Genomic DNA, 23,254 nt, shown 5'->3' on the forward strand with positions numbered 1-23,254 from the left:
CGATGTAATAAAGTGATTCTTACCTCATTTTTGCTGCAGTGCAGCATGCCGAGACGCCAAATTTGGCAAATTCAGGGCAGCCTTTTGGCACTCGCGCGACGTCTCGGCAAGAACAAGAGACAACAGATACAGACAGGCCGGGAGGGTCGGCAGGACACCTCGCCGCACCGGGATGGACACGAAATGTCCAGCGCGCGGACTCCTCCGTTGGAGAGGACAGGAGCGCGTCGGGCGCATGGACGGGGCACCGACGCCTCAGGCGCCGCGCCACCAGCGCGGATGCCGCCCGCGATGGTGGACGCCATCGCCGGACACCCTGCGCCTGGGGCGCGAAACCCGCACGCCAGGGCGGCCGATGGCCCCCCCCCCCCGGCGTCGGGGGGGCGGGGCTCAGCTCAGCCGCACCAGCCAGCCGTGGCGATCGGCCACGCGGCCGTACTGGATGTCGGTCAGTTCCTGGCGCAGCGACAGCGTCACCGGGCCGGCCGGGGCGGTCAGGTCGCCGACGGCGAAGTCCTTGCCCTTGAGCTGGCCGATCGGGGTCACCACCGCGGCGGTGCCGCAGGCGAACACCTCGGCGATCTCGCCGGAGGCCACGCCGTCGCGCCACTCTTCGATGCTCACCTGGCGCTCCACCAACTGCATGCCGCGGTCGCGGGCCAGTTGCAGGATGCTGTCGCGGGTGATGCCTTCCAGGATGCTGCCCGACAGCGCCGGGGTGACCAGGCTGCCGTCGCGCATCACCAGGAACACGTTCATGCCGCCCAGTTCCTCGATGTACTTGCCCTCGACCGGGTCGAGGAACAGCACCTGCGAGCAGCCCTGTGCCTGCGCCTGCTGCTGCGGCAGCAGCGAGGCGGCGTAGTTGCCGCCGCACTTGGCCGCGCCAGTGCCGCCCTTGGCGGCGCGCGCGTAGTCGGTGGACAGCCAGATCGCCACCGGCGCCACGCCCTTGGCGAAATAGGCGCCCGCCGGGCTGGCGATGACGTAGTAGCCTGCCTTCTGCGCCGCGCGCACGCCCAGGAACGCCTCGTTGGCGATCATGAACGGACGGAAATACAGGCTGGTCTCCGGCGCCGACGGCACCCAGGCCGCATCGACCGCGATCAGCTGCCGCAGCGATTCCACGAACAGCTCCACCGGCAACTCCGGCAGCGCCAGGCGCTGCGCCGAGCGCTGCAGGCGCTTGCCGTTGGCCTCCGGGCGGAAGGTCCAGATCGAGCCGTCGGCATGGCGATAGGCCTTGATGCCTTCGAAGATCTCCTGGCCGTAGTGCAGCACCGAGGCGGCCGGGTCCAGCGCCAGCGGGCCATAGGCACGCACTTGCGCGTCGTGCCAGCCCTGCTCGCGGCTCCATTCGATGGCGACCATGTGGTCGGTGAAGTAGTTGCCGAAGCCCGGCGCGGCGAGGATCTGCGCGCGCGCCTCGGCGCTGCGCGCGGCGGTGGACGGGATCAGGCGGAACTGCGTGGACGGCTCGGTAGCGGACACCGGGAATTCCTGTGGTAGTCGAGGGATGGCCAGGGCCGCCGCGTCGTGGCGACCGCAGCGGCGGCGCCCGATCGGGCTCCGGCACGACGCGCGGGGCGTCGTGCGCGGGTCAGAGCATGCCGGTTTCCAGGCGCGCGGCCTCGGACATCATATGCCGGCCCCATGGCGGATCGAACACCAGCTCGACGTCGGCCTCTGCGATGGTCGGGATCATTTCCAGCTTGCTGCGCACGTCGTCGACCAGGATCTCGCCCATGCCGCACCCCGGCGCGGTCAGGGTCATCTTGACCTCGACGGTGCGCTGGCCGTCCTCGCGCGCGTGCATGGTCACGTCGTAGATCAGACCCAAATCGACGATGTTGAACGGGATTTCCGGGTCGAAGCAGGTGCGCAGCTGCTGCCAGATCAGCGCTTCGACCTGCTCGTCCCCGGCATCGTCGGGCAGTTCCAGCCCCGGCGGCGGCTCCTTGCCGATGGCGTCGCCGTCCTTGCCGGCGATGCGGAACAGGTTGCCCTCCACGAACACCGTGTAGCTGCCGCCCAGGGCCTGGGTGATATAGCCATAGCTGCCGGCCGGCAGGGTCACCACGTCGCCCTGCGGCACCATCACCGCCGCGCAATCGCGTTCGAATTGGACAGGTTCACTGCTGCGTGAGTACATGGGGGCGATATGGGGACGGGCCCCGCCGGTGCAAGTCGTGCAGTTTATCCGAGTGCGCGGGGCGCGCGCCGGAAGTATCCTGTACGCCTTCTCCGGGAACATCGAATGCCGCCTTCCTCCACGCCGGCCAGGCCCTCGCACTGGCTGTGGCCCCTGCTGCTCGCCATGGGCTGTTTCACCGCACTGATCGCCTGGTTGCTGGTGGCGCTGTCGCTGGGTCGCCAGGCCGGCTGGATGGCCGTGGTGGTGGCGCTGGAGAGCGCCTGGATGCTGCGCCTGGGCAACCTGCCGCGCGGCCCGCTGCGCATCGCGGTGGCGATGCTCGCCACGGTGCTGGTGATCGTCGCCGCCAACTGGGGGATCGCCGCCGCGCAGATGGGCGCGGGGCTGGGCCTGAACGTGTGGGATTCGTCGCTGAAGATGGGCGCCCAGTACGCCTGGACCCTGACGATGCTGGCCAATAGCCCCAGCGATCTGCTGTGGCTGGGCATCGGCGTGGTCACCGCGTACTTCAGCGCGCGCTGAGGCGGCGGGTCGCGGTAGACACCGCGCCTACGAGCGAGGCAAGCCGGCTGGCCGCGGCGTCAGGCCTCTCTCATCCTCCCTGTTTTCGCCACGCACGACGTTGGCATTTGTAGGAGCGGCTTTGGCCGCGAGGGGCGTTACCGGTAACGCCCCTCGCGGCCAAAGCCGCTCCTTGTATCTGGACCTGGCGCCCCTAAACAGGCGTCATGTCTTCCGACTGATCATCGGAGGAGGTGTGGGAAGTCCAGTCGCTCCTGAAGCTTCGAGCTTGCATCGTAGATCGGCTCCCCTCTCCACATGCTGGCCCTTGGGTGTCCGAACGGTATCCAGAGTCCGCCCCCGGCGTGAACTCGCATCGACAAGGCAGGACCGGGCACAGCGCCGATCATGACCCTGACACGATGGAGGAATCGCGTATGTCTCCCGTCATCGGCATCGACGTCGCCAAGCGCAGTTTCGATGTGGCCATCGAACTGACCAATGGCAAGCACCGTACCAAGGCCAAGTTGTCCAACGATGCCAAGGGCTTCCAGGCCCTGCAGGCATGGCTGCAGACGCATGCGCAGCCCGATAGCTGGATCGCCATGGAGGCCACTGGCACCTACCACCAGGCACTGGCCGAGTTCCTCCACGCACGAGGCTATCGGGTGTGCGTGCTCAACCCGGCGCAGACGGCCGCGTACGCACGCAGCCAGCTCAGCCGGGTCAAGACCGATCGCAGCGATGCCAAGCTGATCGCCAGCTATGCCCTGCGTCACCGCGAGCAGTTACGCCGTTGGCACCCTGATCCGCCGGCGCTCAAGCAACTCAAGGCACTGGTGCGCCGGCGCCAGGACTTGCAACAGATGCTGCAGATGGAGCGCAACCGGCTGGACGTCGCTCCGGCCCAGGTGAAGGACTCGATCCAGGTCCATCTGGCCGATCTGCAACATCACATCGCCCAGATCGAGCAGGCCATCGATGACCATATCGACCAGGATCCGACCTTGCGGGGGCAGCGCGAGTTACTGGTGAGCATCCAGGGCATCGCCGACACCAGTGCGGCCTTGATGCTGGCCGAGCTTGGCGATGTGAGGCGCTTTGCCGATGCCTCGGCGGTGACCGCCTTCGCCGGCCTGAATCCGTGCCTGCAGGAGTCGGGCGACCGCAAAGGCCATGTCTGCATCTCGCGCACCGGCTCGCCCCGCCTGCGCGCGGGCCTGTTCATGCCGGCCCTGGTGGCCATGACCCACAACCCGGTCATCCGGGCGCTGAAACAGCGGCTAAGCGAACGCGGCAAAGCCGGCAAGCAGATCGTGTGCGCCGCTATGCGCAAGCTCCTGCACCTCGCCTATGGCGTCCTCAAATCGGGCACCGCGTTCGACCCGAAAAGGAGCCTTGCCTGCTAGGGGGTAAGACGGTATCTACGGTTCCTGCGAGCGCACCTGCGATCGCTGTCCGAAACTTCCTTGAACGCGACAGCAGGAGAGGTCCCAGAGCGCCGTCCCTGCCCCACTGTCGTGCCCGCGGCTCAATGCCCGCCGCCGTCCAGCGCCTTCAGTTCGCTGACCAGGGCGCCGGCCGCCTCGGCGCCGTCGCCGTAGAGCATGCGGGTGTTGTCGGCATAGAACAGCGCGTTTTCGATGCCGGCGAAGCCGGTGCCCTTGCCGCGCTTGATGACGATGACGTTCCTGGAATTGACCACGTCCAGGATCGGCATGCCGTAGATCGGGCTGGCCGGATCGGTCTTGGCCACCGGGTTGACCACGTCGTTGGCGCCGATCACCAGCGACACGTCGGTGCTGGCGAACTCGGGGTTGATGTCGTCCATGTCGGCGATCAGGTCGTAGGGCACGCCGGCTTCGGCCAGCAGCACGTTCATGTGCCCGGGCATGCGCCCGGCCACCGGGTGGATCGCGAACTTGACCTTGACCCCGCGTTCGATCAGCCGCTGCGCCAGTTCCCAGATCTTGTGCTGCGCCTGCGCCACCGCCATGCCGTAGCCCGGCACGATCACCACGCGCTCGGCGTAGGCCATCATCGCCGCCACGTCGCCGGCCTCGATCGGCTTCTGGCTGCCGGCGATCGCCTGCGCCTGACCACCGCCGCCGAAGTTGGAGAACAGCACGCCGCGGATCGGCCGGTTCATCGCCTTGGCCATCAGCCGGGTCAGCAGGATGCCGGCCGCGCCGACCATCATGCCGGCGATGATCAGCGCCTCGTTGCCGAGCACGTAGCCCTCGAACGCCACCGCCAGGCCGGTGAAGGCGTTGTACAGCGAGATCACCACCGGCATGTCGGCGCCGCCGATCGGCAGCGTCATCAGCACGCCCAGGGCCAGCGCCAGCACGAAGAACAGCACGATCGCCAGCGGACTCAGGCTGATCGCGGCCCACGCGCCCACGCCCAGCATCGCCACGCACACCAGCAGGTTGAACGCCTGTTGCCCGGGGAAGGTAACGCGCTTGTCCAGGCGCCCGTCGAGCTTGGCCCAGGCGACGATCGAGCCGGACAGCGACACCGCACCGATCGCCGAACCGATCACCGCCAATGCAAGCGTGGTCGCATCCGGCTGGCGTGCGGCCAGCGCGGCGATCGCGACCTCGCTCCAGTGGGTGGTATCGCGGCGCATCAGGAACGAGAAGCGCAGCAGTTCCACCGCGCCGATCGCCGCCGCCGAGCCGCCGCCCATGCCGTTGTACAGCGCCACCATCTGCGGCATGTCGGTGATCGCCACCTTCTTGGCCGAGATCCACGCCGCGGCGGTGCCGAGCGCGATCGCCAGCACGATCAGCGGCAGGTTGTGCAGGCCCGGCAGCAGGAAGGTGGCGGCGGTCGCCAGCAGCATGCCGAAGCCGGCCCAGCGGATACCGCTGCGCGCGGTCCTCGGCGAGGCCATGCGCTGCAGGCCGAGCAGGAACAGGGTGGCGGCGACCAGATAGCTGCTCTTGATCAGGATCGGCAACAGTTCCATCAGCAGGCGTGCTCCGAAAAAGGACATCTGCCCGAGCGGCAGCAAGTGGGAGAGAACGCCCGACGCGATGCCGAGCAGCAGCACGAGCAGGGCGACGGCGACCAGCGCCGCGACGATGCGCAGGGGCCGCACATTCAATCCTTCGCCTTGGTCTTGGAGGCGTCCGGCTTGCTGGACTTGAACATGTCCAGCATGCGCTCCGTCACCACGTAGCCGCCGGCGGCGTTGCCGGCGCCGAGCAGCACCGCGACGAAGCCGATGGCTTTTTCCAGGGTGGTGTCGGCATGGCCCAGTACCACCATCGCGCCGATCAGGACGATGCCGTGGATGAAGTTGGAACCGGACATCAGCGGGGTGTGCAGGATCACCGGCACCCGCGAGATGATCACATGCCCGGCGATGGCCGCCAGCATGAAGATGTACAAGGCCACGAACCCGTCGCTCATCGCACCGTTCTCCCGGGCGCCGCGCCCGTCCGCCGCATCATAACCGCCTGCTGAACCGCTGTGCGATGCCGACATGCGGTGGCGCAAAGACACGCGGCGCCGGCCGGTCAACCGCGACCGCCATGGCGCGTTTACCACGGCATCCCCCTGCCAGGAAGCTAAGCTGTGCTGGTGAGCACGCCCGCCCTCGCACCGCCGTCGACCGATGCCGATCCCGAACAGCGCCCGTTGCCGGCGTCGCTGGATGCGTTCCTGGCCGAGATCGGGCCGCGCGCGTTCCGCTTCGCCGAAGCCGGCCTGCGCCAGCGCGAGGACGCGCTGGACGCGGTGCAGGACGCGATGATCAAGCTGCTGGCCTATCGCGAGCGCCCGGCGCAGGAATGGACGCCGCTGTTCTGGAGCATCCTGCGCCGGCGCATCATCGACCTGCAGCGCCGCCGCAACTTCCGCCTGCGCTTCTGGGCACCCAACAGCGAGCGCGATTCGGACAGCCCGCCGGACTGGGCCGACGACGGCCCCAATCCGTCCGAGCAGCACGAGCGCCGCCAGACCCATGCACGCCTGGTGACCGCCCTGCGCGCGCTACCGGCGCGGCAGCGCGAAGCCTTCACCCTGCGCGTGCTGGAAGAGCTGGACGTGGCCACCACCGCACGCGCGATGGGCTGCTCGGAAGGTTCGGTGAAAACCCATCTATCGCGCGCCCGCGAGGCGCTGCAGAAACATCTGGAGGACGTCCGATGACATCCGATCCCACCCGCTCCGCGGACTTCGATGCGCGCCTGCGTGCCGTCCACCAGGCGGGTTTGCAGGCCCTGCCCGCCCCGACCCTGGCGCGGCTACGCGCCGCACGCCAGCAGGCCAGCCAGGCGCACACGGCGCCGGGCCGGCGCTGGGGCTGGCTGCTGGCAGCGGTGCCGGCGCTGCTCGGTGCGGCGCTGGGCGTGCACCTGCTGCTGCGCCCGGCACCCTCGGTGCCGACCAGCACCGCCAGCGTGGCCACCGACACCACCGCGGCCGCGACCACGTCGGCGCGCGCCGGCGCCGGCACCGACACCGACCAGGCCGCGACCGCGATGCTGGACGAAAATCCCGACCTGTACCTGTGGCTGGGCTCCGATACTTCGCTGGCAATGGAATGAACCCGATGACTCGCCTGATCCGTCTTTCCCTGGCGCTGGCGCTGCTGGCAGGCAGCGCCGTCCCGGCCGTGTTCGCCGCCCCGCCCCCGCCGGGGCCGCCGCCACCGCCGTCCGCGGCCGATCGCGACGACGATGCCGGCCCACCACTGCCCGACTGGGAGCATCTGAGCCCGCAGCAGCGCGAACTGCTGATCGCCCCCCTGCGCCAGCGCTGGAACGATGCCCCACAGCAACGCCGGCGCATGTTCGAGCACGCGCAGCGCTGGCAGTCGATGACCCCGGAGCAACGCGACCGCGCGCGCAAGGGCGCCCGCCGCTATGAGGACATGACCCCGCAGCAGCGCGAAGAGGCGCGGGTGCTGTTCGACCGCATGCGCGCGCTGCCGCCGGACCAGCGCAAGGCGCTGCGCGACCGCTGGGAAGCGATGACGCCGGCGCAACGCGCTGCCTGGATCCGCGCCAATGCCGGCCCGGACAGCATGTCGCCGGTGGAGTCTGCCAGGTAAGCGGACGGCGCTTTCCCTCCGCGCCGGTCGAGGTTGATGCGCACGTCGCGCGGTACCTTGCGGTACGTGTTGGGTGATGGCTTCCAGGGAGACCGTCGCAGGACAACCTGTAGATACCGTCTTACCCCCTAGCAGGCAAGGCTCCTTTTCGGGTCGAACGCGGTGCCCGATTTGAGGACGCCATAGGCGAGGTGCAGGAGCTTGCGCATAGCGGCGCACACGATCTGCTTGCCGGCTTTGCCGCGTTCGCTTAGCCGCTGTTTCAGCGCCCGGATGACCGGGTTGTGGGTCATGGCCACCAGGGCCGGCATGAACAGGCCCGCGCGCAGGCGGGGCGAGCCGGTGCGCGAGATGCAGACATGGCCTTTGCGGTCGCCCGACTCCTGCAGGCACGGATTCAGGCCGGCGAAGGCGGTCACCGCCGAGGCATCGGCAAAGCGCCTCACATCGCCAAGCTCGGCCAGCATCAAGGCCGCACTGGTGTCGGCGATGCCCTGGATGCTCACCAGTAACTCGCGCTGCCCCCGCAAGGTCGGATCCTGGTCGATATGGTCATCGATGGCCTGCTCGATCTGGGCGATGTGATGTTGCAGATCGGCCAGATGGACCTGGATCGAGTCCTTCACCTGGGCCGGAGCGACGTCCAGCCGGTTGCGCTCCATCTGCAGCATCTGTTGCAAGTCCTGGCGCCGGCGCACCAGTGCCTTGAGTTGCTTGAGCGCCGGCGGATCAGGGTGCCAACGGCGTAACTGCTCGCGGTGACGCAGGGCATAGCTGGCGATCAGCTTGGCATCGCTGCGATCGGTCTTGACCCGGCTGAGCTGGCTGCGTGCATACGCGGCCGTCTGCGCCGGGTTGAGCACGCACACCCGATAGCCTCGTGCGTGGAGGAACTCGGCCAGTGCCTGGTGGTAGGTGCCAGTGGCCTCCATGGCGATCCAGCTATCGGGCTGCGCATGGGTCTGCAGCCATGCCTGCAGGGCCTGGAAGCCCTTGGCATCGTTGGACAACTTGGCCTTGGTACGGTGCTTGCCATTGGTCAGCTCGCTGGCCACATCGAAACTGCGCTTGGCGACGTCGATGCCGATGACGGGAGACATACGCGATTCCTCCATCGTGTCAGGGTCATGATCGGCGCTGTGCCCGGTCCTGCCTTGTCGATGCGAGTTCACGCCGGGGGCGGACTCTGGATACCGTTCGGACACCCAAGGGCCAGCATGTGGAGAGGGGAGCCGATCTACGATGCAAGCTCTAAGCTTCAGGAGCGACTGGACTTCCCACACCTCCTCCGATGATCAGTCGGAAGACATGACGCCTGTTTAGGGGCGCCAGGTCCAGATACAAGGAGCGGCTTCAGCCGCGACGGCGTTCCCAGGAACGCCCGTCGCGGCTGAAGCCGCTCCTACATAGGAAAAGCAGCCTGCGAGGTGCTGGATCAAGTGGCCTGTAATGACGCCTGCCAGTTCGCCCGGTGTAGTAACGCGGATATCGGCGCCTGGAATTCAGCCCCCCTCTCACCGGCTCAACGACCCACAACGCCAGCTCACGCCGTCCAGCGCGTCTTCGCCAGCAGTTCGTCGTTCCAGTCGTAGGCGATCGCGCCGTCCTTCAGGAACAGCGCGACGAAGTTGTAGACGTTGCGTGCGTACATCTCGCTGGCGTGCACCGCGCCCATGCTGGCCAGGTCCAGCGGACCGGCGATGGTCACGCCGGCGTGTTCGATGGTCTCGCCCGGCCGGGTCACTTCGCAGTTGCCGCCGGTCTCGGCGGCCAGGTCCACCACCACGCTGCCAGGCTTCATGCCGGCGACCATCGCCGCGCTGAGGATCTTCGGCGCCGGCCGTCCCGGCACCGCGGCGGTGCATACCACCACGTCGATGCCTTTCAGGTGCTCGGCGAGGCGCCGCTGCTGCTCGGCGCGTTCGTCGTCGGTGAGTTGCCGCGCGTAGCCGCCCTCGCCGGCGGCGCTGACTCCGAGGTCGAGGAACTTGCCGCCCAGCGATTCGATCTGCTCGCGGGTTTCCGGGCGCACGTCGAAGCCCTCCACCTGCGCACCCAGGCGCTTGGCGGTGGCGATGGCCTGCAGGCCGGCCACGCCGGCACCGACGATCAACACCTTGGACGGGCGGATGGTGCCGGCCGCGGTGGTCAGCATCGGGAAGAAACGTGGCGCCAGCTGCGCAGCGATCAGGGTCGCCTTGTAGCCGGCCATGCCGGCCTGCGAGCTGAGTACGTCCATCGCCTGCGCGCGGGTGGTGCGCGGCAGCCGTTCCAGCGGGAAGGCGATCAGTTGCCGCGCCTGCAGCGCCGCCGCGCGCGTCGGATCGGCCTGCGGCTGCAGGATGCCGACCACGCCGGCGCCCTCCTTGAACTGCTCCAGCGCCAGCGCCGGAAGCGGCTGCACGCACAGCACCAGATCCGCCTGCGCCGGGCTGTCGGCATCGGCCAGGCTGGCGCCGGCAGCCAGATAGGCCGCATCGACGAAGCCGGCCGACACGCCGGCCTGCGGTTCGACCCGCACCTGCGCACCCAGGGCGACCAGTTTCTTGACCGTCTCCGGCGTGGCCGCCACACGGCGTTCGCCCTGCGCCGACTCCTTCACCACCAGCACCTGCACTGCCATGCGATTCCCCGTGCCTTGCCCGTCGTCCGCGCCGATCCTACAGGGTCCGCACGCCAGGTGGAGGCGAAGCGCCCACTAGGCGGGCATCCGTGGCCAGGCACGCTGGCGACGCGCGCCCGATAGCGCGGACCCACGCGCCGCAATCGGTAAAAGCCAAGCAACGCGTGACCACGTTTGACGCCACGGCAGCGCTCATCCACGCCCCCGCGACGGCCCGCTCAGTGCAAGGTCGCGCTATGCGGATCCAGGCGGTCGATCACGCCCTGCATGGCGCTGTCGAAGGCGCCGTCGTCGACGTGCGCGCGCAGCCGGCCCAGCCGCACCATCACCGCCAGTTCTTCCGGCGAGGCCACGCAGAAGCGCACACCGCGCCGGTTGACGAACAGCAGCCGCGACGAGATCGGGCTCACCCACGACAGCTTGCCGGCCTGCATCTTGCCGTCGCGGTCGACGAAATCCAGCCAGGTGCCGATGGGCATCGCGCGGAAGCGGTCGGCGTCTGCATTGTCGAAATCGTCCATGGTCTGCGGCGGCGCCACCTCCACCGGCTGCGCCTCCTGCACCGGCGGCTGCGGCAGCGCCACCTGCGGCAGTTCCGGCAGCGGCCGCTCCAGTTCCGGGCGCAGTTCGGCCACCGCCTGCAGCGTGTCGTGCAGCGCATCGATCGCCGCCGTCGCGGCTTCGGCATGCAGGCCAACGCTGGCGAAGACCCGCTGCAGCGCCCCCTGCCAGGCCTGTAGCCAGGGCTTGCCGACGATGTGCCGCTGCGCCTCGGCGGCTTCCTCGAGCAGGCCGTCGGCCAGCGCCAGCGCATCGCGCACGCCGGGGCCGCCCTCGCCTTCGCGCAGCATCGCCATGGTCAGATGGTGTTGCCACGGCTGGCGCAGGAAATCCTGCAGCGCCTGCGGTAGTTGCCGGCCCTGCAGGCGCACCTGCAGTTCGGCCTCGGCGCGCTGCCGCGCCAGTTCCAGTTTCTCCTGGCCGCGCTGGGTTTCGGCGGCACGGCGCTCGGCGATCTCGATGCGGCGGCGGTGCTGCACCAGGAAATCGCGGAACTCCTCTTCCAGGGTCAGGAAGATCGCCAGGTTCTCGTTGAAATCGGCCACCAGCCGGTCGATGATCTCCTCGACCTTGCCCATCAGCACGCGCTCGGCCTGGCTCTCGCCGGTGTTGCCCTCGCAGGCCTCGGCCAACGAGTTGAGCAGGCGCCGCGCCGGATGGGTCTTCTGCACGAACATGCGCCGGTCCAGCAGCGCGACCTTGACGAAGGGCACCACCAGCCGGCCGATCAGTTCGCGCGAGCGGCCCTCCAGGTCGCGCTCGTCGAGCATCACGTCGAACAGCATGCCGACCAGATCGATCGCGTCTTCGTCGACCGGATCCAGCCGCGCATGCGCCGGGTCCACGCCGAACTGGGTGGCGTTGGACAGCACCTCGCTCTTGAGCCGCTGCGCCAGCGACTCGCTGTCGTCGCCGATCGCCGCACGCAGCGTGGCGCTGGGCGTGGCCTGCAGCAGCGACAGCACCGACATCATCTCGCGCTGGCTCAGCGGCCGTTGCTGCCCGACCGCCGCGGTCGCCGCGGAGGTGGCGCTTTCGCGCGCGTTGCGGGTCTGCTGCAGCAGCTCGTGCAGCGCCTCCAGCAACACGCCCTGGCTGCCGCCGGGCAGGCGCGCCTCACCGTCGTCGTAGCGCTCGCCGGCCTGCAGGCCGCCGCGGCGCTCGGCCCAGCGGTTGACGAAACGGTTGGCCCAGGCCGGTGCGTAGTGTTCTTCGTCGTCGCCAAGCTCGGCACCGACGCCGGCATCGGCCGCCGCGCCGGCCTCGCGCGACGGGCGCGGCTCCGGCGGTGGGGCGCGCCGCGGCGGCGGTGGCGGCCGCGGCCGCGAGATCTCCGGCATCACCCCGGCCTGGGCGAGGTTGTCGTCCAGGTCCTGGTAGAGCTTGCCGACGCCGGCGGTGAAGTCGCGCTCGCACAGCTTGATCAGCACCAGCCGCACTTCCGGGGCCAGGTCGCTGGTGGAGAAGGCGGCATGCACGGCCACGCCGATGTGTTCGGGGCCGATCGGATTGGTGTCCGCATCCAGTTCCAGGCCGCCGGCGATCCAGCCCAGGCGCCGGTCGATGCGGGTCAGCACCGGCTTCCACTCGCGCAGCAGCACGCTGGCCAGGTTGCGCACCGCCAGCCGCGATTCCAGTTCGTGTTCGGAGATCAGGCTCAGGCCCTGCCCATAGCCGGCCAGCGCGACTTCCGCCGACAGCGGCGCGCCGGCCTCCAGCGCCTCCCAGGCGGTGTGCAGCTGCGCGCGGAAGCGCGCGGCGATCTCGTCGCGGCGACGGCGCAGTTCGCGCATGCCGTCCAGGAACAGCAACTGCGACGCGCCGGCGCTCTCGGCGCGGTCGAACAGCACGTCATCGAAATGCGCCAGCGCCTCGGCGAAGGCCTGGCCCAGCACCGGCAGCATGCCCTCGCGCGCCTGCGTCAACAGGCGCGGGTCACGCGCCGGGTGTGCGTGCGGGCTGGGGCTGAAACTCATGCGCAACGGCTCCGCGCCATGGACGGCGCCAGATGAAAGAGTAGTGGAGGACGAACAGACGCGGCCCCTGTTTCCGCTCCTGCATGGTAGGCAAGGTAGCTGAATATCGACCGTGATGGGCTACGCATTTCTCGCTCCAGAACGTGACCCCGAGCAGAATCGTAGTGCTTGACGGCGTAACTCCGCGTGCAGCGCGGCCTGAATCCGCACCCGCTCAGGCCGCGACCGCCACCCGTTCCAGGCGCTCGACCACGCCCTGCATGGCGCTGTAGAAGGCGTCGTCGTCGCGATGCAGGCGCAGCCGATCCAGCCGCGCCATCACCGCCAGCGCCTCGGCCGAGGCGACGCACAGCCGCCCGCCGCGGCGGTTGACGAACAGCAGCCGCGCCGAAATCGGGCTCACCCAGGTCAGCTTGCCGGGTTGTACGCGGCCTTCGCGGTCGACGAAGTCCAGCCAGGTGCCCATCGGCAGGGTGCGGAAGTAATCGGCGGTGATGTGATCGAAATCGGTGGGCTGGGCCGGCTCCGGCAACGCCGGCACCGGCTCGGCGGCGGGCGGTTCCGGCAACTCCACGCTGGCCACGGGCAACGCGGCCTGCAGCGGCCGCGCGTGCGCCAGGTCGTCCAGCGCCGTGTGCAGGGACTGCCAAGCGGCCTCTGCCGCCGCCGCGTCCAGGCCGACGCTGGTCCACAGCCGGGTCAACTCGGCGCGCTGCGGCTGTAGCCAGCCTCCCGCGGGCGCTGCGCCCGACTGCGCCTGGCGACACTGCGCCAGCACCGCATCGCCCAGCGCCAGCGCCGCGGCAAGCACGCTGCCCTGGCCGTCGTCGCGCAGCGCCGACTGCTGCACGTATTGGCACCAGGACTGGCGCAGGAAGGCCTCGATCGGCGGCGGCAGGGTCAGGTCGTCGCCGGCTTGCTGCAACAGCTCGTGCACGGCCTGTGCGGCACGCTGCCGGGCGACCTCGCGGCGTTCCTCCGCTCGTTGCAGTTCGGCTGCGCGGCGCTCGGCGATCTCCACCCGGCGTCGGTACTGCTCATAGGCGCTGCCGAACTCGGCCTCCAGCGCCAGGAACACCGACAGGTGCTCGTCGAAATCGCGCACCACCCGTTCCACCGCCGCCTGCGCCTGCGCCTGCAACGCCTGCTCCGGGCCGGTGCTGCCGGCATTGCCGTCGCAGGCGTCGGCCAGCAGGTTGAGCAGGCGCCGGGCCGGATGCCCGTCGCGCACGAACAGGCGCCCGTCGATCAAGGCCACCTTGGCCATGGGCACCAGCATCTGCCCCAGCAGTTCGCGCTGCGGCGGCTGCAGCACGCATTCCTCGAGCATGACGTCGAACAGCAGGCCGACCAGATCCAGCGTGTCCGCATCGGCCGGATCCAGGCAGGTGCCCGCCGGGTCCAGGCCAAGCGAGGCGCCGACGCCGGCGATCTGCCGGCGCAGGCCCTGCGCCAGCGGGCCGCCGTGCTCGCAGACGGCGGCGAATCCGGCCAACGGCATGGTCTGCAACAACGACAGCACCGACAGCAGTTCGCGCGGCGACAGACAGCGCCGACCCTCGCCCGGGCCTGCCTCCGGCTGCGCCTCGTGCAGCAGCGCGCGCAACGCCGGCGGCAGCACCTCCTGCTCGTTGCGAGCATGCGCGTCCAGCGCGCGCGCGGCGCGGCGCTGCGCGGCGGTCAGCGGTGCGGCGGTGTCCCAGTTCTCGAAGAAGCGGCTGATCCAGTCCGGCGCCGCCTCGTTGTCGTTGTCGCTGGCGCCCAGGCGCGGGATGGCGCGGCGGCGTGGACGCCCGCTGGGCAGCGCGCGGGCGCGCGCGACCTCGTTCAGGCGCTGCTCCAGTTGCGCGTACAGTTCGCCGACGCGCTCCTGCAGTTCCTCCTCGCAGATCTTGACGATCGCCAGTTGCACCTGCGGCGCCAGCACCAGCCCGTGCAGCGCCGCGTACACCGCCGCGCCCACGTGCTCGGGACCGAACGGGTTGTTGTCGGCATCGATGCGCTGGCCGCCGGCGATGAAGCCGAGGAACCGGTTCAGCCGCATCAGTTCCGGCCGCCAGCGGTGCTGGATCGCGCCAGCCAGGTTGCGCACCGCCAGGCGCACGTCCAGCTCCTGTTCCGAGACCAGGCTGAGGTCGCCCCGCTCGCGCGCCAGGCTGCGTTCCACCGACAGCGGGCGGCCGGCCTCCAGCGCCTGCCAGGCCTGGGCCAGGTGCGCGCGGAAACGCGCGGCGATCGGCTCGCGCTGCTGGCGCAGCAACTGGATCGCCTCGAAATAGTCGTTCTGGGTCGGCCCGGCGCGCTCGGCCATGCGGAACAGCGCTTCGGCCAGCACGTCCAGCACCTCGCCGAAGGCGCCGGCGAGCGGCACCGACACCACATCCCGGACCTGCTCGAGCAGATCCGCGTTGCGGCTGGGCGACAACTCTTCAGCGTATTCAGCAAGGGTCATGGCAGTGTGATACGCAGGCAGCAGTGAGACCGACGTCAATTCGGAAGCTAGCGGCAGATCAGCAACACAATGTGATTGTCCGTGTAACCGCGGCATCCGCTGCCGCCTGCGAGCGCGCGACTATAATTTCGCGCCTGCCCCACGGAATCGAGACTATGCGCACAATTCATTCGCTGCAAGCGCTGGATGCGCGCCGTTCAGTACCATCCAAGCAACTCGGCGAGCCGGGGCCGGACGCGGACACGCTGCTGGCCATGTTGCGGTCGGCGGTCCGTGTCCCCGATCACGGAAAGCTGGTGCCGTTCCGCTTCCTGCGCATCGCTGGCCCGGCGCGCCAGGCGCTGGGCGACATCCTTGCCGAGCGCACCCGGGAGCGCGACCCCGGCGCCTCGCCGGCGGCGGTGGAGAAGGACCGCGAGCGTTTCGCCCATGCGCCCGTCGTGATCGCGGTGATCACCTGCCTGCAACGCGGGCACAAGGTGCCGGAAATCGAACAGTGGCTCACCGCCGGTTCGGTGTGCTTCGCGTTGCTGCAGGCGGCACAGGCCTACGGCTTCGGCGCGCAATGGCTGACCGGCTGGATGGCGTATGACGAAACGGTGACCGCACGGCTCGGCCTGGCCGAGCACGAGCACGTCGCCGGCTTCATCCACATCGGCACCGCCCGCCTCGACGTACCGGAGCGCGAGCGGCCGGACCCGCGCGCGCTGCTCAGCGACTGGACGCCGTGAACGCAGGGCTGCCCCTGTCGCGGCCGCTGTACCTGGTCGACGCCAGCCTGTACGTGTTCCGCGCCTGGCATTCGATTCCCGACGAGTTCCAGGACGCGCAGGGCTGGCCGACCAACGCGGTGCACGGCTTCGCCCGCTTCCTGCTCGACCTGCTCGAGCGCGAACGCCCGCAGCACATCGTGATCGCCTTCGACGAAGCGCTGGACAGCTGCTTCCGGCATCGCCTGTACGCGGCCTACAAGGCCAACCGCGCGCCGGCGCCGGATGCGCTGCGCCGCCAGTTCGCGCACTGCAAGGCACTGTGCGCGGCCCTGGGCCTGGGCGTGCTGGCGCACCACGACTACGAGGCCGACGACCTGATCGGCAGCGCCCTGCACAGCGCACGCGGCGACGGCTTCCATGGCGTGATCGTCTCGGCCGACAAGGACCTGTCGCAGTTGCTGCTGGAGTTCGACGAACAGTGGGACTACGGCCGCGGCCAGCGCTGGGGCGCGGCCGGGGTCAAGGCGCGCCACGGCGTGCATGCGCACCAGATCGCCGACTACCTGGCGCTGACCGGCGATGCGATCGACAACATTCCTGGCGTTACCGGCATCGGCGCCAAGTCCGCGGCGATCCTGCTGGCGCATTTCGGCGACCTCGACACACTGCTGGCGCGGGTCGACGAAGTGGCGTTCCTGCGCCTGCGCGGCGCCGCGCAGATGGCCGTGCGCCTGCGCGAACAGCGCGAGCACGCGCTGCTGTGGCGGCAGCTGACCACCATCGCCCTGGACGCGCCCCTGCACATCGCCGCGCCGGGTTTCGCCCGTGGCGTGGCCGATGCCGACATGCTGCAGGGCCTGTGCGAGGCGCTGCGCTTCGGGCCGCTGACCCGGCGCCGCCTGCTGCAGGCGGCCGGCCTGGAGTTTGCGGCCGGCTGAGCGACGGCCTCGCCGCTGCGACCCGACAACACTGCCGAATCGAGGCCGGCGCGCCCTTCAAGGTCAGATGCACCCGTTGTGCAAGGTCTGGCCTTGGCCGCTACGCCCCGGCGAACCACGCGACGCCGGCGCCGCGTCGCACCCGCCAACCGCCAACCGCCAACCGCAGGCCGCGTGCGCACATCAAAACGACAGCGCACGCTCTACACTGCACCGCATCGCCGGACCGCGCCGCGCGCGACCGCGCCTTCTTCCTCCGCTACCTGCGAGCTGCCCATGCCCCGCCACGATTCTCCGCCCCGCGTCGTCTACGAAGGCAAGTACCAGCGCATGGTCGTGCGCGGCACCTGGGAGTATTCCGAACGCGTGCATGCCGGCGGCCTGGCCGCGATCATCGTGGCGGTCACGCCGGACGACGAGGTGCTGTTCGTCGAACAGTTCCGCGTGCCGCTGCAGGCGCGCACCATCGAGATGCCGGCCGGGCTGGTCGGCGACATCGATGCCGGCGAATCGATCGAGGTGTCGGCAGTGCGCGAACTGGAAGAGGAAACCGGCTGGACCGCCGACCACGCCGAGGTATTGCTGATCGGCCCGACCTCGTCCGGGGCCAGCAACGAAAAGATCGCCTTCGTCCGCGCCAGCGGCCTGCACAAGGTCGGCAACGGCGGTGGCGACGCCAGCGAGGACATCACCGTGCATTCGGTGCCGCGCACCCGCGCCGCCGCGTGGCTGGTGCAGAAGATGGGCGAAGGCTACGAACTGGACGCGAAGCTGTGGGCCGGGCTGTGGATGATCGAACACCACTTGGACGGCACGCCGCGTGTCTGAGCCGCACGCGTCCGCCCTGCCAGCGCTACTGGGCGCCGACGACCCGGCGGTATTCAGCGTCCACCGCCCGCACGGCACGTCGCCGTTCGTGCTGCTGGCCGACCACGCCGGGCAGGCGGTGCCCCGCGCGCTGCACGGCCTCGGCCTGGCGCAGGCGGAACTGGACCGGCACATCGGTTGGGACATCGGCATCGCCGGCACCACCCGTGCACTGTCCGCGTTGCTCGACGCCTGGGCGATCGAACAGACCTATTCGCGGCTGCTGATCGACTGCAACCGCCCGCTCGCCTCGCCGACGCTGATCCCGTCCGTCAGCGACCGCACCGCGGTGCCGGGCAACGCCGCACTGACGGCGGCGCAGCGGCAGCAGCGCATCGACGCCGTGCATGCGCCCTACCACGCGCGCATCGCCGCCGAGCTGGACGCACGCCGTGCCGCCGCGCGACCCACCGTGCTGGTGATGATGCACAGCTTCACCCCGACGCTGGACGGCGTGCCGCGGCCCTGGCATGCCGGCGTGCTCTACCACCGCGACACCCGCTTCGCCCACGCGCTGCTGCAGGCGCTACGCGAGGAAGACGACCTGCTGGTCGGCGACAACGCGCCGTACGCGGTCAGCGACAGCAGCGACTACGCGGTGCCCGTGCACGGCGAAGGCCGCGGCCTGCCGCATGTGGAACTCGAAATCCGCCAGGACCTGATCGCCGACGCCGTCGGCCAACAGGCCTGGGCGCAGCGGCTGGCGCGGATCTTCAGCGCCTTGCAGCCGCAGTTGCTGGCGTTGGAGTAAGCCGAGGCGGACGCAAGCCCAGCGATCTCCCATGCCTCGCGCGACAGGCAGGGCGCTGCACCGCATGCGCCGCGCGGGTAGCGCAGGCACAACGCGATGACCATGCCCAGGACCGCGAACAGCGCAGCCCCGTACTGCGCCCGCGCCAACCCATCCAGCGCCGCCGCACTGGCGGCCGGTTGCGCGCCGCGCGCCGCATTGGCCACCATCACCAGCACTGCCAGGCCCACCGCACCACCGATCTGCTGCGCGGTGGCGGCCATGCCCGAGGCCCCCCCCCTGCTGCGGTGCCGGCACGCCCTGGCCGGCTACCACCCACATCGCCGTCCAACTCATGCCCTGCCCCACGCTGAGCAGGACAATGCCCGGCAGCAGCGGCCAATAGCCCGCGCCGTGCGGCAATGCGACGGTCGCTCCCGCGATGCCCAGCGCACCTGCGCCAAAGCCCCAGGCCAGCACCTGCCGCGGCGAACGCCGCTGCAGCAAGCATTCGGCGATGCGGATGCCGACGGCGCAGACCACGGTCGGCGGCAGGAACGCCATCCCGGCCTGCAGCGGGCTCCAGCCGTAGCCGTCCTGAAAGTACAGCGCCAGATGGATCTCAACGCCGTGCGCATGCTGGTGCAGGTGGCGGAGGCGCGCAGTTTCACCGTCGCCGCTGGCCAGCTCGGGGCCAGTCAATCGGGCCTGTCCCGCGCGATCGGCAGGCTGGAGGCGGCGCTCGGCGTCAAGCTGTTGCAGCGCACGACCCGCAACGTCGGGCTGACCCCGGACGGACGCCAGTTCGTCGAGCAGGTGGCGCCGTTGCTGAGCGGCCTGGACGAGGCCGAGCGGCAACTGGCGGACCGCTCCTGCACGCCGTCCGGCACGCTGAAGATCAGCGCGCCGTCGATGTTCGGCCGCAAGGTGCTGGTACCGCTGCTGGCCCCATTGCTGGCGCGGCATCCGCAGCTACGGGTGGAGACCGTGCTCAGCGATCGCCTGGTCGACCTGGTCGAGGAAGGTTTCGACGCCGCATTGCGCACCGGCCCCATCGCCGACAGGCGCATCGTCGCACGGCCGCTGCGGCCGCTGCGCTGGGTGACCGTCGCCAGTCCCGCCTACCTGGCCGCACACGGCACGCCTACCGACCTGGAGACGCTGCGCGATCACGCCTGCCTGGCCATCCGCAATCCGCGCAGCGGGCGCCTGGCGAACTGGCAGTTCCTGCAGGACGGACAACGCTGCGGATTCGCGCCGCCGGCGCGGATGGTGTTCGACCACGGCGATCCACTGGTCGAAGGCGCCATTGCCGGCATCGGCATCGTGCAGGTGATGGATTTCGCTGTGGCCGATGCACTGGCCGACGGACGACTGCAACGTGTGCTGCAGCCGTTCGAAGGCCGCAGCCGCACGCTATCGTTGATCTATCCACCGTCACGGCAGCGCTCGGCCAAGCTGCACGTGTTGACGGACGCGCTGCTGGCCGGGAGCTGGTGAAGCCCGCCCACCGCCGATGGCATGGCAACGCGCGGCAGAGACGGCGCACGCCAGGCGCACAACCCGTCGTCTATTTCAGCGTCGGCACCGACATCCACGGAAACGCCTTGTAGCCTTGCGCCTGCAAGGGGGCGCCAAGTGCGGCGAAGTCGGTCGCGATTGCCGTGGCGCGGCGACGATCCAGTGCCTCGCCTAGTGTCAGCGAGCCGGCACGACAGGCGGCCAGCGCCTGCCCGATCGGCCAATCCAGCAGGCGCGCGACCTGCTGCGCCACCGGCTTCACGTGTTCGGGCGGGCAGCTTGCAAGCACCAGGTCGAACGAGGCAAAGATGCCTGCACCGACGCCAGCCGCACGCGCTGCCTCCCATGCGTCCTCGTCCGCCTCGCCGAGGGCTTCGTCCACGCCCTCGACCTGCAGGAACGCGTCGTACTCGGCGTAGTAGGCCAGTGCCTGCGCGTAGTCCTGCAAGGTCGACAACGGGCATTGCCGCTTCTGCACGTCCAGCACGTCGGCAAACGTTGCCGGCTCCAGGTACGGCGCCAGGCCCAGCGCGCGCGCCGCCGCCGGCGCTGCACCAGCATCGTCGAACGCGGTAGCTTCGTCGGGCGGCAACCAGAAGCGCGCCTGCAGTGGTTCCTCGCCGCTGGCATGCACCCAGCCGAACGCCTCGTGCACGTGAGCGTCGTCGTTGCAGGCGGCAAAGGCGTCCAGCGTCTGGCGCAAGGTCAACAGCGGAATCATGCGTCGTCGGGCAGGCAGCGCGCGGCAGCACAGTCTACGTCAGGCGTGCGCATGCCTGGCGCCGAGGCGCCGAGACCGGGCCATTCACTGTCCCCCCCCGGGCGACGCACCGCACGTGGACGCGCGGTGCCCGGTCGACGGCAGGCACTCGCTGGCTTGGCCACCGCCGACCACATCCGGCGCCGACCGCGCCGCGATGCGATCGCGGTGCCGCAGCGTGCGGCCCGACCCAACTGGCGCTGGCGATCCGCCGAGAGGCCGATCGCCGCCACAGCTCGGGACCCACGCCCGCCGAGGATGCCGAACAGGCGAGGGGGCGCCTTCACGCCCACCTGAGCGTGCGCTGCGCACTCTCGGACTACGCCGTCCACATCCGGACGTCCCGCCACGCACCGGACCGCCCATGCTCATTCGTCTCGGCTACGAGATCCGTTACCACTTCCCGCAGCCGACCCCGGTGCTGGCCATGCTCGATATCCACGACAGCCGTCGCACCGACATCGTCGTCGCCACCGCGCTGCAGGCCGAACCGGCGATCCCGCTGCGCGGCTACCGCGACCAGTTCGGCAACAGTTGCACACGCATGCTGGCCCCGGCCGGCGTACTGACGCTGCGCGCCGACGCGGTGGTGCGCGACAGCGGCCTGCCCGACCAGTACCGCTACGACGCGCCGCAGACGCCGGTGGAACAGTTGCCGGACGACACCCTGGTGTACCTGCTCGGCAGCCGCTACTGCGAGACCGATCTGCTCAGCAGCATGGCCTGGGACCTGTTCGGCAGCGCGCCCACCGGCTGGGCGCGGGTGCAGGCGATCTGCGACTACGTGCATGCGCAGATCGAATTCGGCTACGCCCACGCGCGTTCGACCAAGAGCGCCGCGCAGGCGCTGCAGGAAGGCCGCGGCGTGTGCCGCGACTTCGCGCATGCGGCCATCGCGCTGTGCCGCTGCATGAACATCCCGGCGCGTTATTGCACCGGCTATCTGGGCGACATCGGCGTCCCCGCCTCGGACGCGCCGATGGACTTTTCCGGCTGGTTCGAGGCGTTCCTCGATGGGCATTGGTACACCTTCGATGCGCGCCACAACCTGCCGCGCATCGGCCGGGTGCTGATCGCGCGCGGCCGCGACGCCGCCGACGTCGCGATCAGCAACACCTTCGGCGACAACACCCTCGAATCGTTCGTGGTGTGGACCGAGGAAACCGACCAGGCGCGCCTGGACCCACGCCCCGCCGCGACAGGCGCCACCGGCACGACGGCACTGCACGACGCCGGCCTGCCGCTGTAGTGCGCTTGCGCTGCATGGCGTGGCCGGCGACGGCGGCGCCCGCACGGCGGAAACCCGCAACGATGCGCGCCTGAATCCTCCGGGCACGGCATGCGCCAGCGCCGGCGCACGCCGTTCCCGCGTCAGGCGAAGCCGTCGGTAGCGCGTACCAGTGCGTCGACGTTCTCGGGCTCGAACGCGGAATGGCCCGAGGCCGGCGTGATCTGCAGCGTCGCCTTCGGCCAGGCTTTGGCCAGGTCCCAGGCGTTGGCCAGCGGGCAGACCACATCGTAGCGGCCGTGCACGATCACCCCGGGGATGTCGGCGATACGGTGCGCGTCGCGCAACAGCTGGTCCTCGACCTCGAAGAAACCGCCGTTGACGAAGTAGTGGTTCTCGATGCGGGCGAAGGCCAGCGCGAAATGCGGGTCTTCGTGGCTGTCGACGAAATCGGCATCCACATGCAGGAAACTGGTCGCGCCTTCCCACACGCTCCAGGCCTTGGCCGCGGCCAGGCGGGTGGCCTCGTCGTCGCTGGTCAGGCGTCGGTGGAAGGCGGAGATCAGGTCGGCGCGCTCCACCGGCGGGATCGCCGCGATGTAGTGCTCCCAGGCATCGGGGAACAGGCGGCTGGCGCCTTCCTGGTAGAACCACTCCAGTTCCCAGCGGCGCAGCATGAAGATGCCACGCAGCACCAGCTCGGTGACGCGCTCAGGATGCGTCTGCGCGTAGGCCAGTGCCAGGGTCGAGCCCCAACTGCCGCCGAACACCTGCCAGCGCTCGATGCCCAGGTGCGTGCGCAGCCGTTCGATGTCGGCGACCAGGTCCCAGGTGGTGTTGTCGACCAGGTCGGCATGCGGCGTGGAACGGCCGGAGCCGCGCTGGTCGAACAGTACGATGCGGTACTTGGCCGGATCGTGGAAGCGGCGCATCTTGGCGTTGCAGCCGCCGCCCGGGCCACCGTGCAGCAGCACCACCGGCTTGCCGTGCGGGTTGCCGCACTGTTCGTAGGACAGGGTATGCCGTGCGTCCACCGGCAACATGCCGCTGTCGAACGGCTCGATCTCGGGATACAGCGTGCGCATGGCGACTCCTGCGGGAAAACCGCGATTCTACCCATGCGCGCCACGATGGGCGGCGCCGACCGGCAACGGCCGGCCGCGA

The 23,254-nt window shown here is 69.8% G+C and carries 21 protein-coding genes and 1 pseudogene; 11 read left to right on the forward strand and 11 right to left on the reverse strand.

The genetic code is table 11. From position 1 onward, the window contains the following. Nucleotides 1–390: 390 nt before the first annotated feature. Together QN245_RS16985 and sufT are read right to left on the reverse strand one after the other, a co-directional pair. Nucleotides 391–1,458 carry a branched-chain amino acid aminotransferase gene (locus QN245_RS16985; RefSeq protein ID WP_425612963.1) on the reverse strand — a complete coding sequence of 356 codons (1,068 nt, stop codon included), beginning with the start codon at nt 1,456–1,458 and terminating at the stop codon, nt 391–393. A gap of 142 nt (nt 1,459–1,600) precedes the next feature. Further along, nucleotides 1,601–2,152 (reverse strand): putative Fe-S cluster assembly protein SufT, encoded by a 552-nt coding sequence (gene sufT, locus QN245_RS16990; protein ID WP_160966962.1) that lies wholly within the window; start codon nt 2,150–2,152, stop codon nt 1,601–1,603. A 105-nt stretch (nt 2,153–2,257) separates the two neighbouring features. On the opposite strand from sufT, the gene QN245_RS16995 reads away from it, so the two are divergent. Together QN245_RS16995 and QN245_RS17000 are read left to right on the forward strand one after the other, a co-directional pair. After that, nucleotides 2,258–2,677 carry a hypothetical protein gene (locus QN245_RS16995; RefSeq protein ID WP_160966960.1) on the forward strand — a complete coding sequence of 140 codons (420 nt, stop codon included), beginning with the start codon at nt 2,258–2,260 and terminating at the stop codon, nt 2,675–2,677. A gap of 416 nt (nt 2,678–3,093) precedes the next feature. After that, nucleotides 3,094–4,065 (forward strand): IS110 family RNA-guided transposase, encoded by a 972-nt coding sequence (locus QN245_RS17000; protein ID WP_317843717.1) that lies wholly within the window; start codon nt 3,094–3,096, stop codon nt 4,063–4,065. A 122-nt stretch (nt 4,066–4,187) separates the two neighbouring features. Here QN245_RS17000 and QN245_RS17005 read toward each other — a convergent pair whose 3' ends face one another. Both QN245_RS17005 and QN245_RS17010 read right to left on the reverse strand, forming a co-directional pair. Continuing rightward, nucleotides 4,188–5,630, reverse strand: a complete 1,443-nt coding sequence (locus tag QN245_RS17005) for an NAD(P)(+) transhydrogenase (Re/Si-specific) subunit beta (RefSeq protein WP_425612964.1) — start codon at nt 5,628–5,630, stop codon at nt 4,188–4,190. Nucleotides 5,631–5,764: 134 nt separating this feature from the next. Then, on the reverse strand, nt 5,765–6,076 hold the full coding sequence (locus QN245_RS17010; RefSeq protein WP_017909519.1) for an NAD(P) transhydrogenase subunit alpha part 2: 312 nt from the start codon (nt 6,074–6,076) through the stop codon (nt 5,765–5,767). 165 nt (nt 6,077–6,241) lie between these two features. Here QN245_RS17010 and QN245_RS17015 point away from each other — a divergent pair, with 165 nt between their 5' ends. The 3 genes from QN245_RS17015 to QN245_RS17025 are packed head-to-tail and all read left to right on the forward strand — an operon-like array spanning nt 6,242 to nt 7,721. Further along, nucleotides 6,242–6,817: an RNA polymerase sigma factor gene (locus QN245_RS17015; protein ID WP_160966958.1), complete on the forward strand. Its 576-nt coding sequence runs from the start codon at nt 6,242–6,244 to the stop codon at nt 6,815–6,817. Continuing rightward, the gene (locus tag QN245_RS17020; protein ID WP_317843718.1) at nt 6,814–7,215 is read left to right on the forward strand and encodes a hypothetical protein; all 402 of its coding nucleotides are present in this window, start codon (nt 6,814–6,816) and stop codon (nt 7,213–7,215) included. Before QN245_RS17015 ends, QN245_RS17020 begins: the two co-directional genes overlap by 4 nt. Before the next feature lie 5 nt (nt 7,216–7,220). Then, the gene (locus QN245_RS17025; protein ID WP_317843719.1) at nt 7,221–7,721 is read left to right on the forward strand and encodes a DUF3106 domain-containing protein; all 501 of its coding nucleotides are present in this window, start codon (nt 7,221–7,223) and stop codon (nt 7,719–7,721) included. 128 nt (nt 7,722–7,849) lie between these two features. Here QN245_RS17025 and QN245_RS17030 read toward each other — a convergent pair whose 3' ends face one another. The 4 genes from QN245_RS17030 to QN245_RS17045 form a co-directional block, all read right to left on the reverse strand. Next, nucleotides 7,850–8,821 (reverse strand): IS110 family RNA-guided transposase, encoded by a 972-nt coding sequence (locus tag QN245_RS17030; protein ID WP_317843720.1) that lies wholly within the window; start codon nt 8,819–8,821, stop codon nt 7,850–7,852. 443 nt (nt 8,822–9,264) lie between these two features. Beyond that, nucleotides 9,265–10,344, reverse strand: a complete 1,080-nt coding sequence (locus tag QN245_RS17035; RefSeq protein ID WP_317843721.1) for an NAD(P) transhydrogenase subunit alpha — start codon at nt 10,342–10,344, stop codon at nt 9,265–9,267. Between the two features lie 218 nt (nt 10,345–10,562). Beyond that, on the reverse strand, nt 10,563–12,881 hold the full coding sequence (locus QN245_RS17040; RefSeq protein WP_317843722.1) for a DUF1631 domain-containing protein: 2,319 nt from the start codon (nt 12,879–12,881) through the stop codon (nt 10,563–10,565). Between the two features lie 214 nt (nt 12,882–13,095). Next, nucleotides 13,096–15,333 carry a DUF1631 family protein gene (locus QN245_RS17045; protein WP_317843723.1) on the reverse strand — a complete coding sequence of 746 codons (2,238 nt, stop codon included), beginning with the start codon at nt 15,331–15,333 and terminating at the stop codon, nt 13,096–13,098. Between the two features lie 155 nt (nt 15,334–15,488). On the opposite strand from QN245_RS17045, the gene QN245_RS17050 reads away from it, so the two are divergent. The 4 genes from QN245_RS17050 (at nt 15,489) to QN245_RS17065 (ending at nt 18,602) form a co-directional block, all read left to right on the forward strand. Further along, nucleotides 15,489–16,064: a nitroreductase family protein gene (locus tag QN245_RS17050; protein WP_317843724.1), complete on the forward strand. Its 576-nt coding sequence runs from the start codon at nt 15,489–15,491 to the stop codon at nt 16,062–16,064. Beyond that, nucleotides 16,061–16,984 (forward strand): 5'-3' exonuclease, encoded by a 924-nt coding sequence (locus QN245_RS17055; RefSeq protein ID WP_317843725.1) that lies wholly within the window; start codon nt 16,061–16,063, stop codon nt 16,982–16,984. The genes QN245_RS17050 and QN245_RS17055 overlap by 4 nt, the downstream gene beginning before the upstream one ends. A 276-nt stretch (nt 16,985–17,260) precedes the next feature. Further along, a complete protein-coding gene (locus QN245_RS17060) occupies nt 17,261–17,812 on the forward strand; it encodes an NUDIX hydrolase (protein ID WP_317843726.1) in 552 nt (183 codons plus the stop codon). After that, nucleotides 17,805–18,602 carry an N-formylglutamate amidohydrolase gene (locus QN245_RS17065; protein ID WP_317843727.1) on the forward strand — a complete coding sequence of 266 codons (798 nt, stop codon included), beginning with the start codon at nt 17,805–17,807 and terminating at the stop codon, nt 18,600–18,602. Before QN245_RS17060 ends, QN245_RS17065 begins: the two co-directional genes overlap by 8 nt. 38 nt (nt 18,603–18,640) lie before the next feature. Here the strand turns inward: QN245_RS17065 and QN245_RS17070 are convergent. After that, a pseudogene (locus tag QN245_RS17070) lies at nt 18,641–19,202 on the reverse strand (MFS transporter); the annotation flags it as partial. Here QN245_RS17070 and QN245_RS17075 point away from each other — a divergent pair. Beyond that, entirely contained in the window at nt 19,197–20,081 is an 885-nt protein-coding gene (locus QN245_RS17075; protein ID WP_184448300.1) for a LysR family transcriptional regulator, read from the forward strand. The pseudogene QN245_RS17070 and the gene QN245_RS17075 overlap by 6 nt on opposite strands. A 70-nt stretch (nt 20,082–20,151) precedes the next feature. On the opposite strand, the gene QN245_RS17080 is transcribed toward QN245_RS17075, so the two are convergent. Continuing rightward, nucleotides 20,152–20,823 (reverse strand): DUF7716 domain-containing protein, encoded by a 672-nt coding sequence (locus QN245_RS17080; RefSeq protein WP_317843728.1) that lies wholly within the window; start codon nt 20,821–20,823, stop codon nt 20,152–20,154. 403 nt (nt 20,824–21,226) lie between these two features. Between QN245_RS17080 and QN245_RS17085 the strand changes: the two genes are divergently transcribed. Continuing rightward, nucleotides 21,227–22,111 (forward strand): transglutaminase-like domain-containing protein, encoded by an 885-nt coding sequence (locus QN245_RS17085; RefSeq protein WP_317843729.1) that lies wholly within the window; start codon nt 21,227–21,229, stop codon nt 22,109–22,111. A gap of 122 nt (nt 22,112–22,233) precedes the next feature. Here QN245_RS17085 and pip read toward each other — a convergent pair whose 3' ends face one another. After that, nucleotides 22,234–23,175 carry a prolyl aminopeptidase gene (gene pip, locus QN245_RS17090; protein WP_160966934.1) on the reverse strand — a complete coding sequence of 314 codons (942 nt, stop codon included), beginning with the start codon at nt 23,173–23,175 and terminating at the stop codon, nt 22,234–22,236. Nucleotides 23,176–23,254: the final 79 nt, after the last annotated feature.

This window comes from Xanthomonas rydalmerensis (assembly GCF_033170385.1).
In the GTDB taxonomy this organism is placed as follows: domain Bacteria; phylum Pseudomonadota; class Gammaproteobacteria; order Xanthomonadales; family Xanthomonadaceae; genus Xanthomonas_A; species Xanthomonas_A rydalmerensis.

Excerpts from the sequence above, each read along its gene's own strand:
- sufT (WP_160966962.1), bottom strand. The coding sequence starts at position 2,152 with ATGTACTCACGCAGCAGTGAACCTGTCCAATTCGAACGCGATTGCGCG.
- QN245_RS16995 (WP_160966960.1), top strand. The coding sequence starts at position 2,258 with ATGCCGCCTTCCTCCACGCCGGCCAGGCCCTCGCACTGGCTGTGGCCC.
- QN245_RS17000 (WP_317843717.1), top strand. The coding sequence starts at position 3,094 with ATGTCTCCCGTCATCGGCATCGACGTCGCCAAGCGCAGTTTCGATGTG.
- QN245_RS17005 (WP_425612964.1), bottom strand. The coding sequence starts at position 5,630 with ATGGAACTGTTGCCGATCCTGATCAAGAGCAGCTATCTGGTCGCCGCC.
- QN245_RS17010 (WP_017909519.1), bottom strand. The coding sequence starts at position 6,076 with ATGAGCGACGGGTTCGTGGCCTTGTACATCTTCATGCTGGCGGCCATC.
- QN245_RS17020 (WP_317843718.1), top strand. The coding sequence starts at position 6,814 with ATGACATCCGATCCCACCCGCTCCGCGGACTTCGATGCGCGCCTGCGT.
- QN245_RS17025 (WP_317843719.1), top strand. The coding sequence starts at position 7,221 with ATGACTCGCCTGATCCGTCTTTCCCTGGCGCTGGCGCTGCTGGCAGGC.
- QN245_RS17030 (WP_317843720.1), bottom strand. The coding sequence starts at position 8,821 with ATGTCTCCCGTCATCGGCATCGACGTCGCCAAGCGCAGTTTCGATGTG.
- QN245_RS17035 (WP_317843721.1), bottom strand. The coding sequence starts at position 10,344 with ATGGCAGTGCAGGTGCTGGTGGTGAAGGAGTCGGCGCAGGGCGAACGC.
- QN245_RS17040 (WP_317843722.1), bottom strand. The coding sequence starts at position 12,881 with ATGAGTTTCAGCCCCAGCCCGCACGCACACCCGGCGCGTGACCCGCGC.
- QN245_RS17045 (WP_317843723.1), bottom strand. The coding sequence starts at position 15,333 with ATGACCCTTGCTGAATACGCTGAAGAGTTGTCGCCCAGCCGCAACGCG.
- QN245_RS17050 (WP_317843724.1), top strand. The coding sequence starts at position 15,489 with ATGCGCACAATTCATTCGCTGCAAGCGCTGGATGCGCGCCGTTCAGTA.
- QN245_RS17060 (WP_317843726.1), top strand. The coding sequence starts at position 17,261 with ATGCCCCGCCACGATTCTCCGCCCCGCGTCGTCTACGAAGGCAAGTAC.
- QN245_RS17075 (WP_184448300.1), top strand. The coding sequence starts at position 19,197 with ATGGATCTCAACGCCGTGCGCATGCTGGTGCAGGTGGCGGAGGCGCGC.
- QN245_RS17080 (WP_317843728.1), bottom strand. The coding sequence starts at position 20,823 with ATGATTCCGCTGTTGACCTTGCGCCAGACGCTGGACGCCTTTGCCGCC.
- QN245_RS17085 (WP_317843729.1), top strand. The coding sequence starts at position 21,227 with ATGCTCATTCGTCTCGGCTACGAGATCCGTTACCACTTCCCGCAGCCG.
- pip (WP_160966934.1), bottom strand. The coding sequence starts at position 23,175 with ATGCGCACGCTGTATCCCGAGATCGAGCCGTTCGACAGCGGCATGTTG.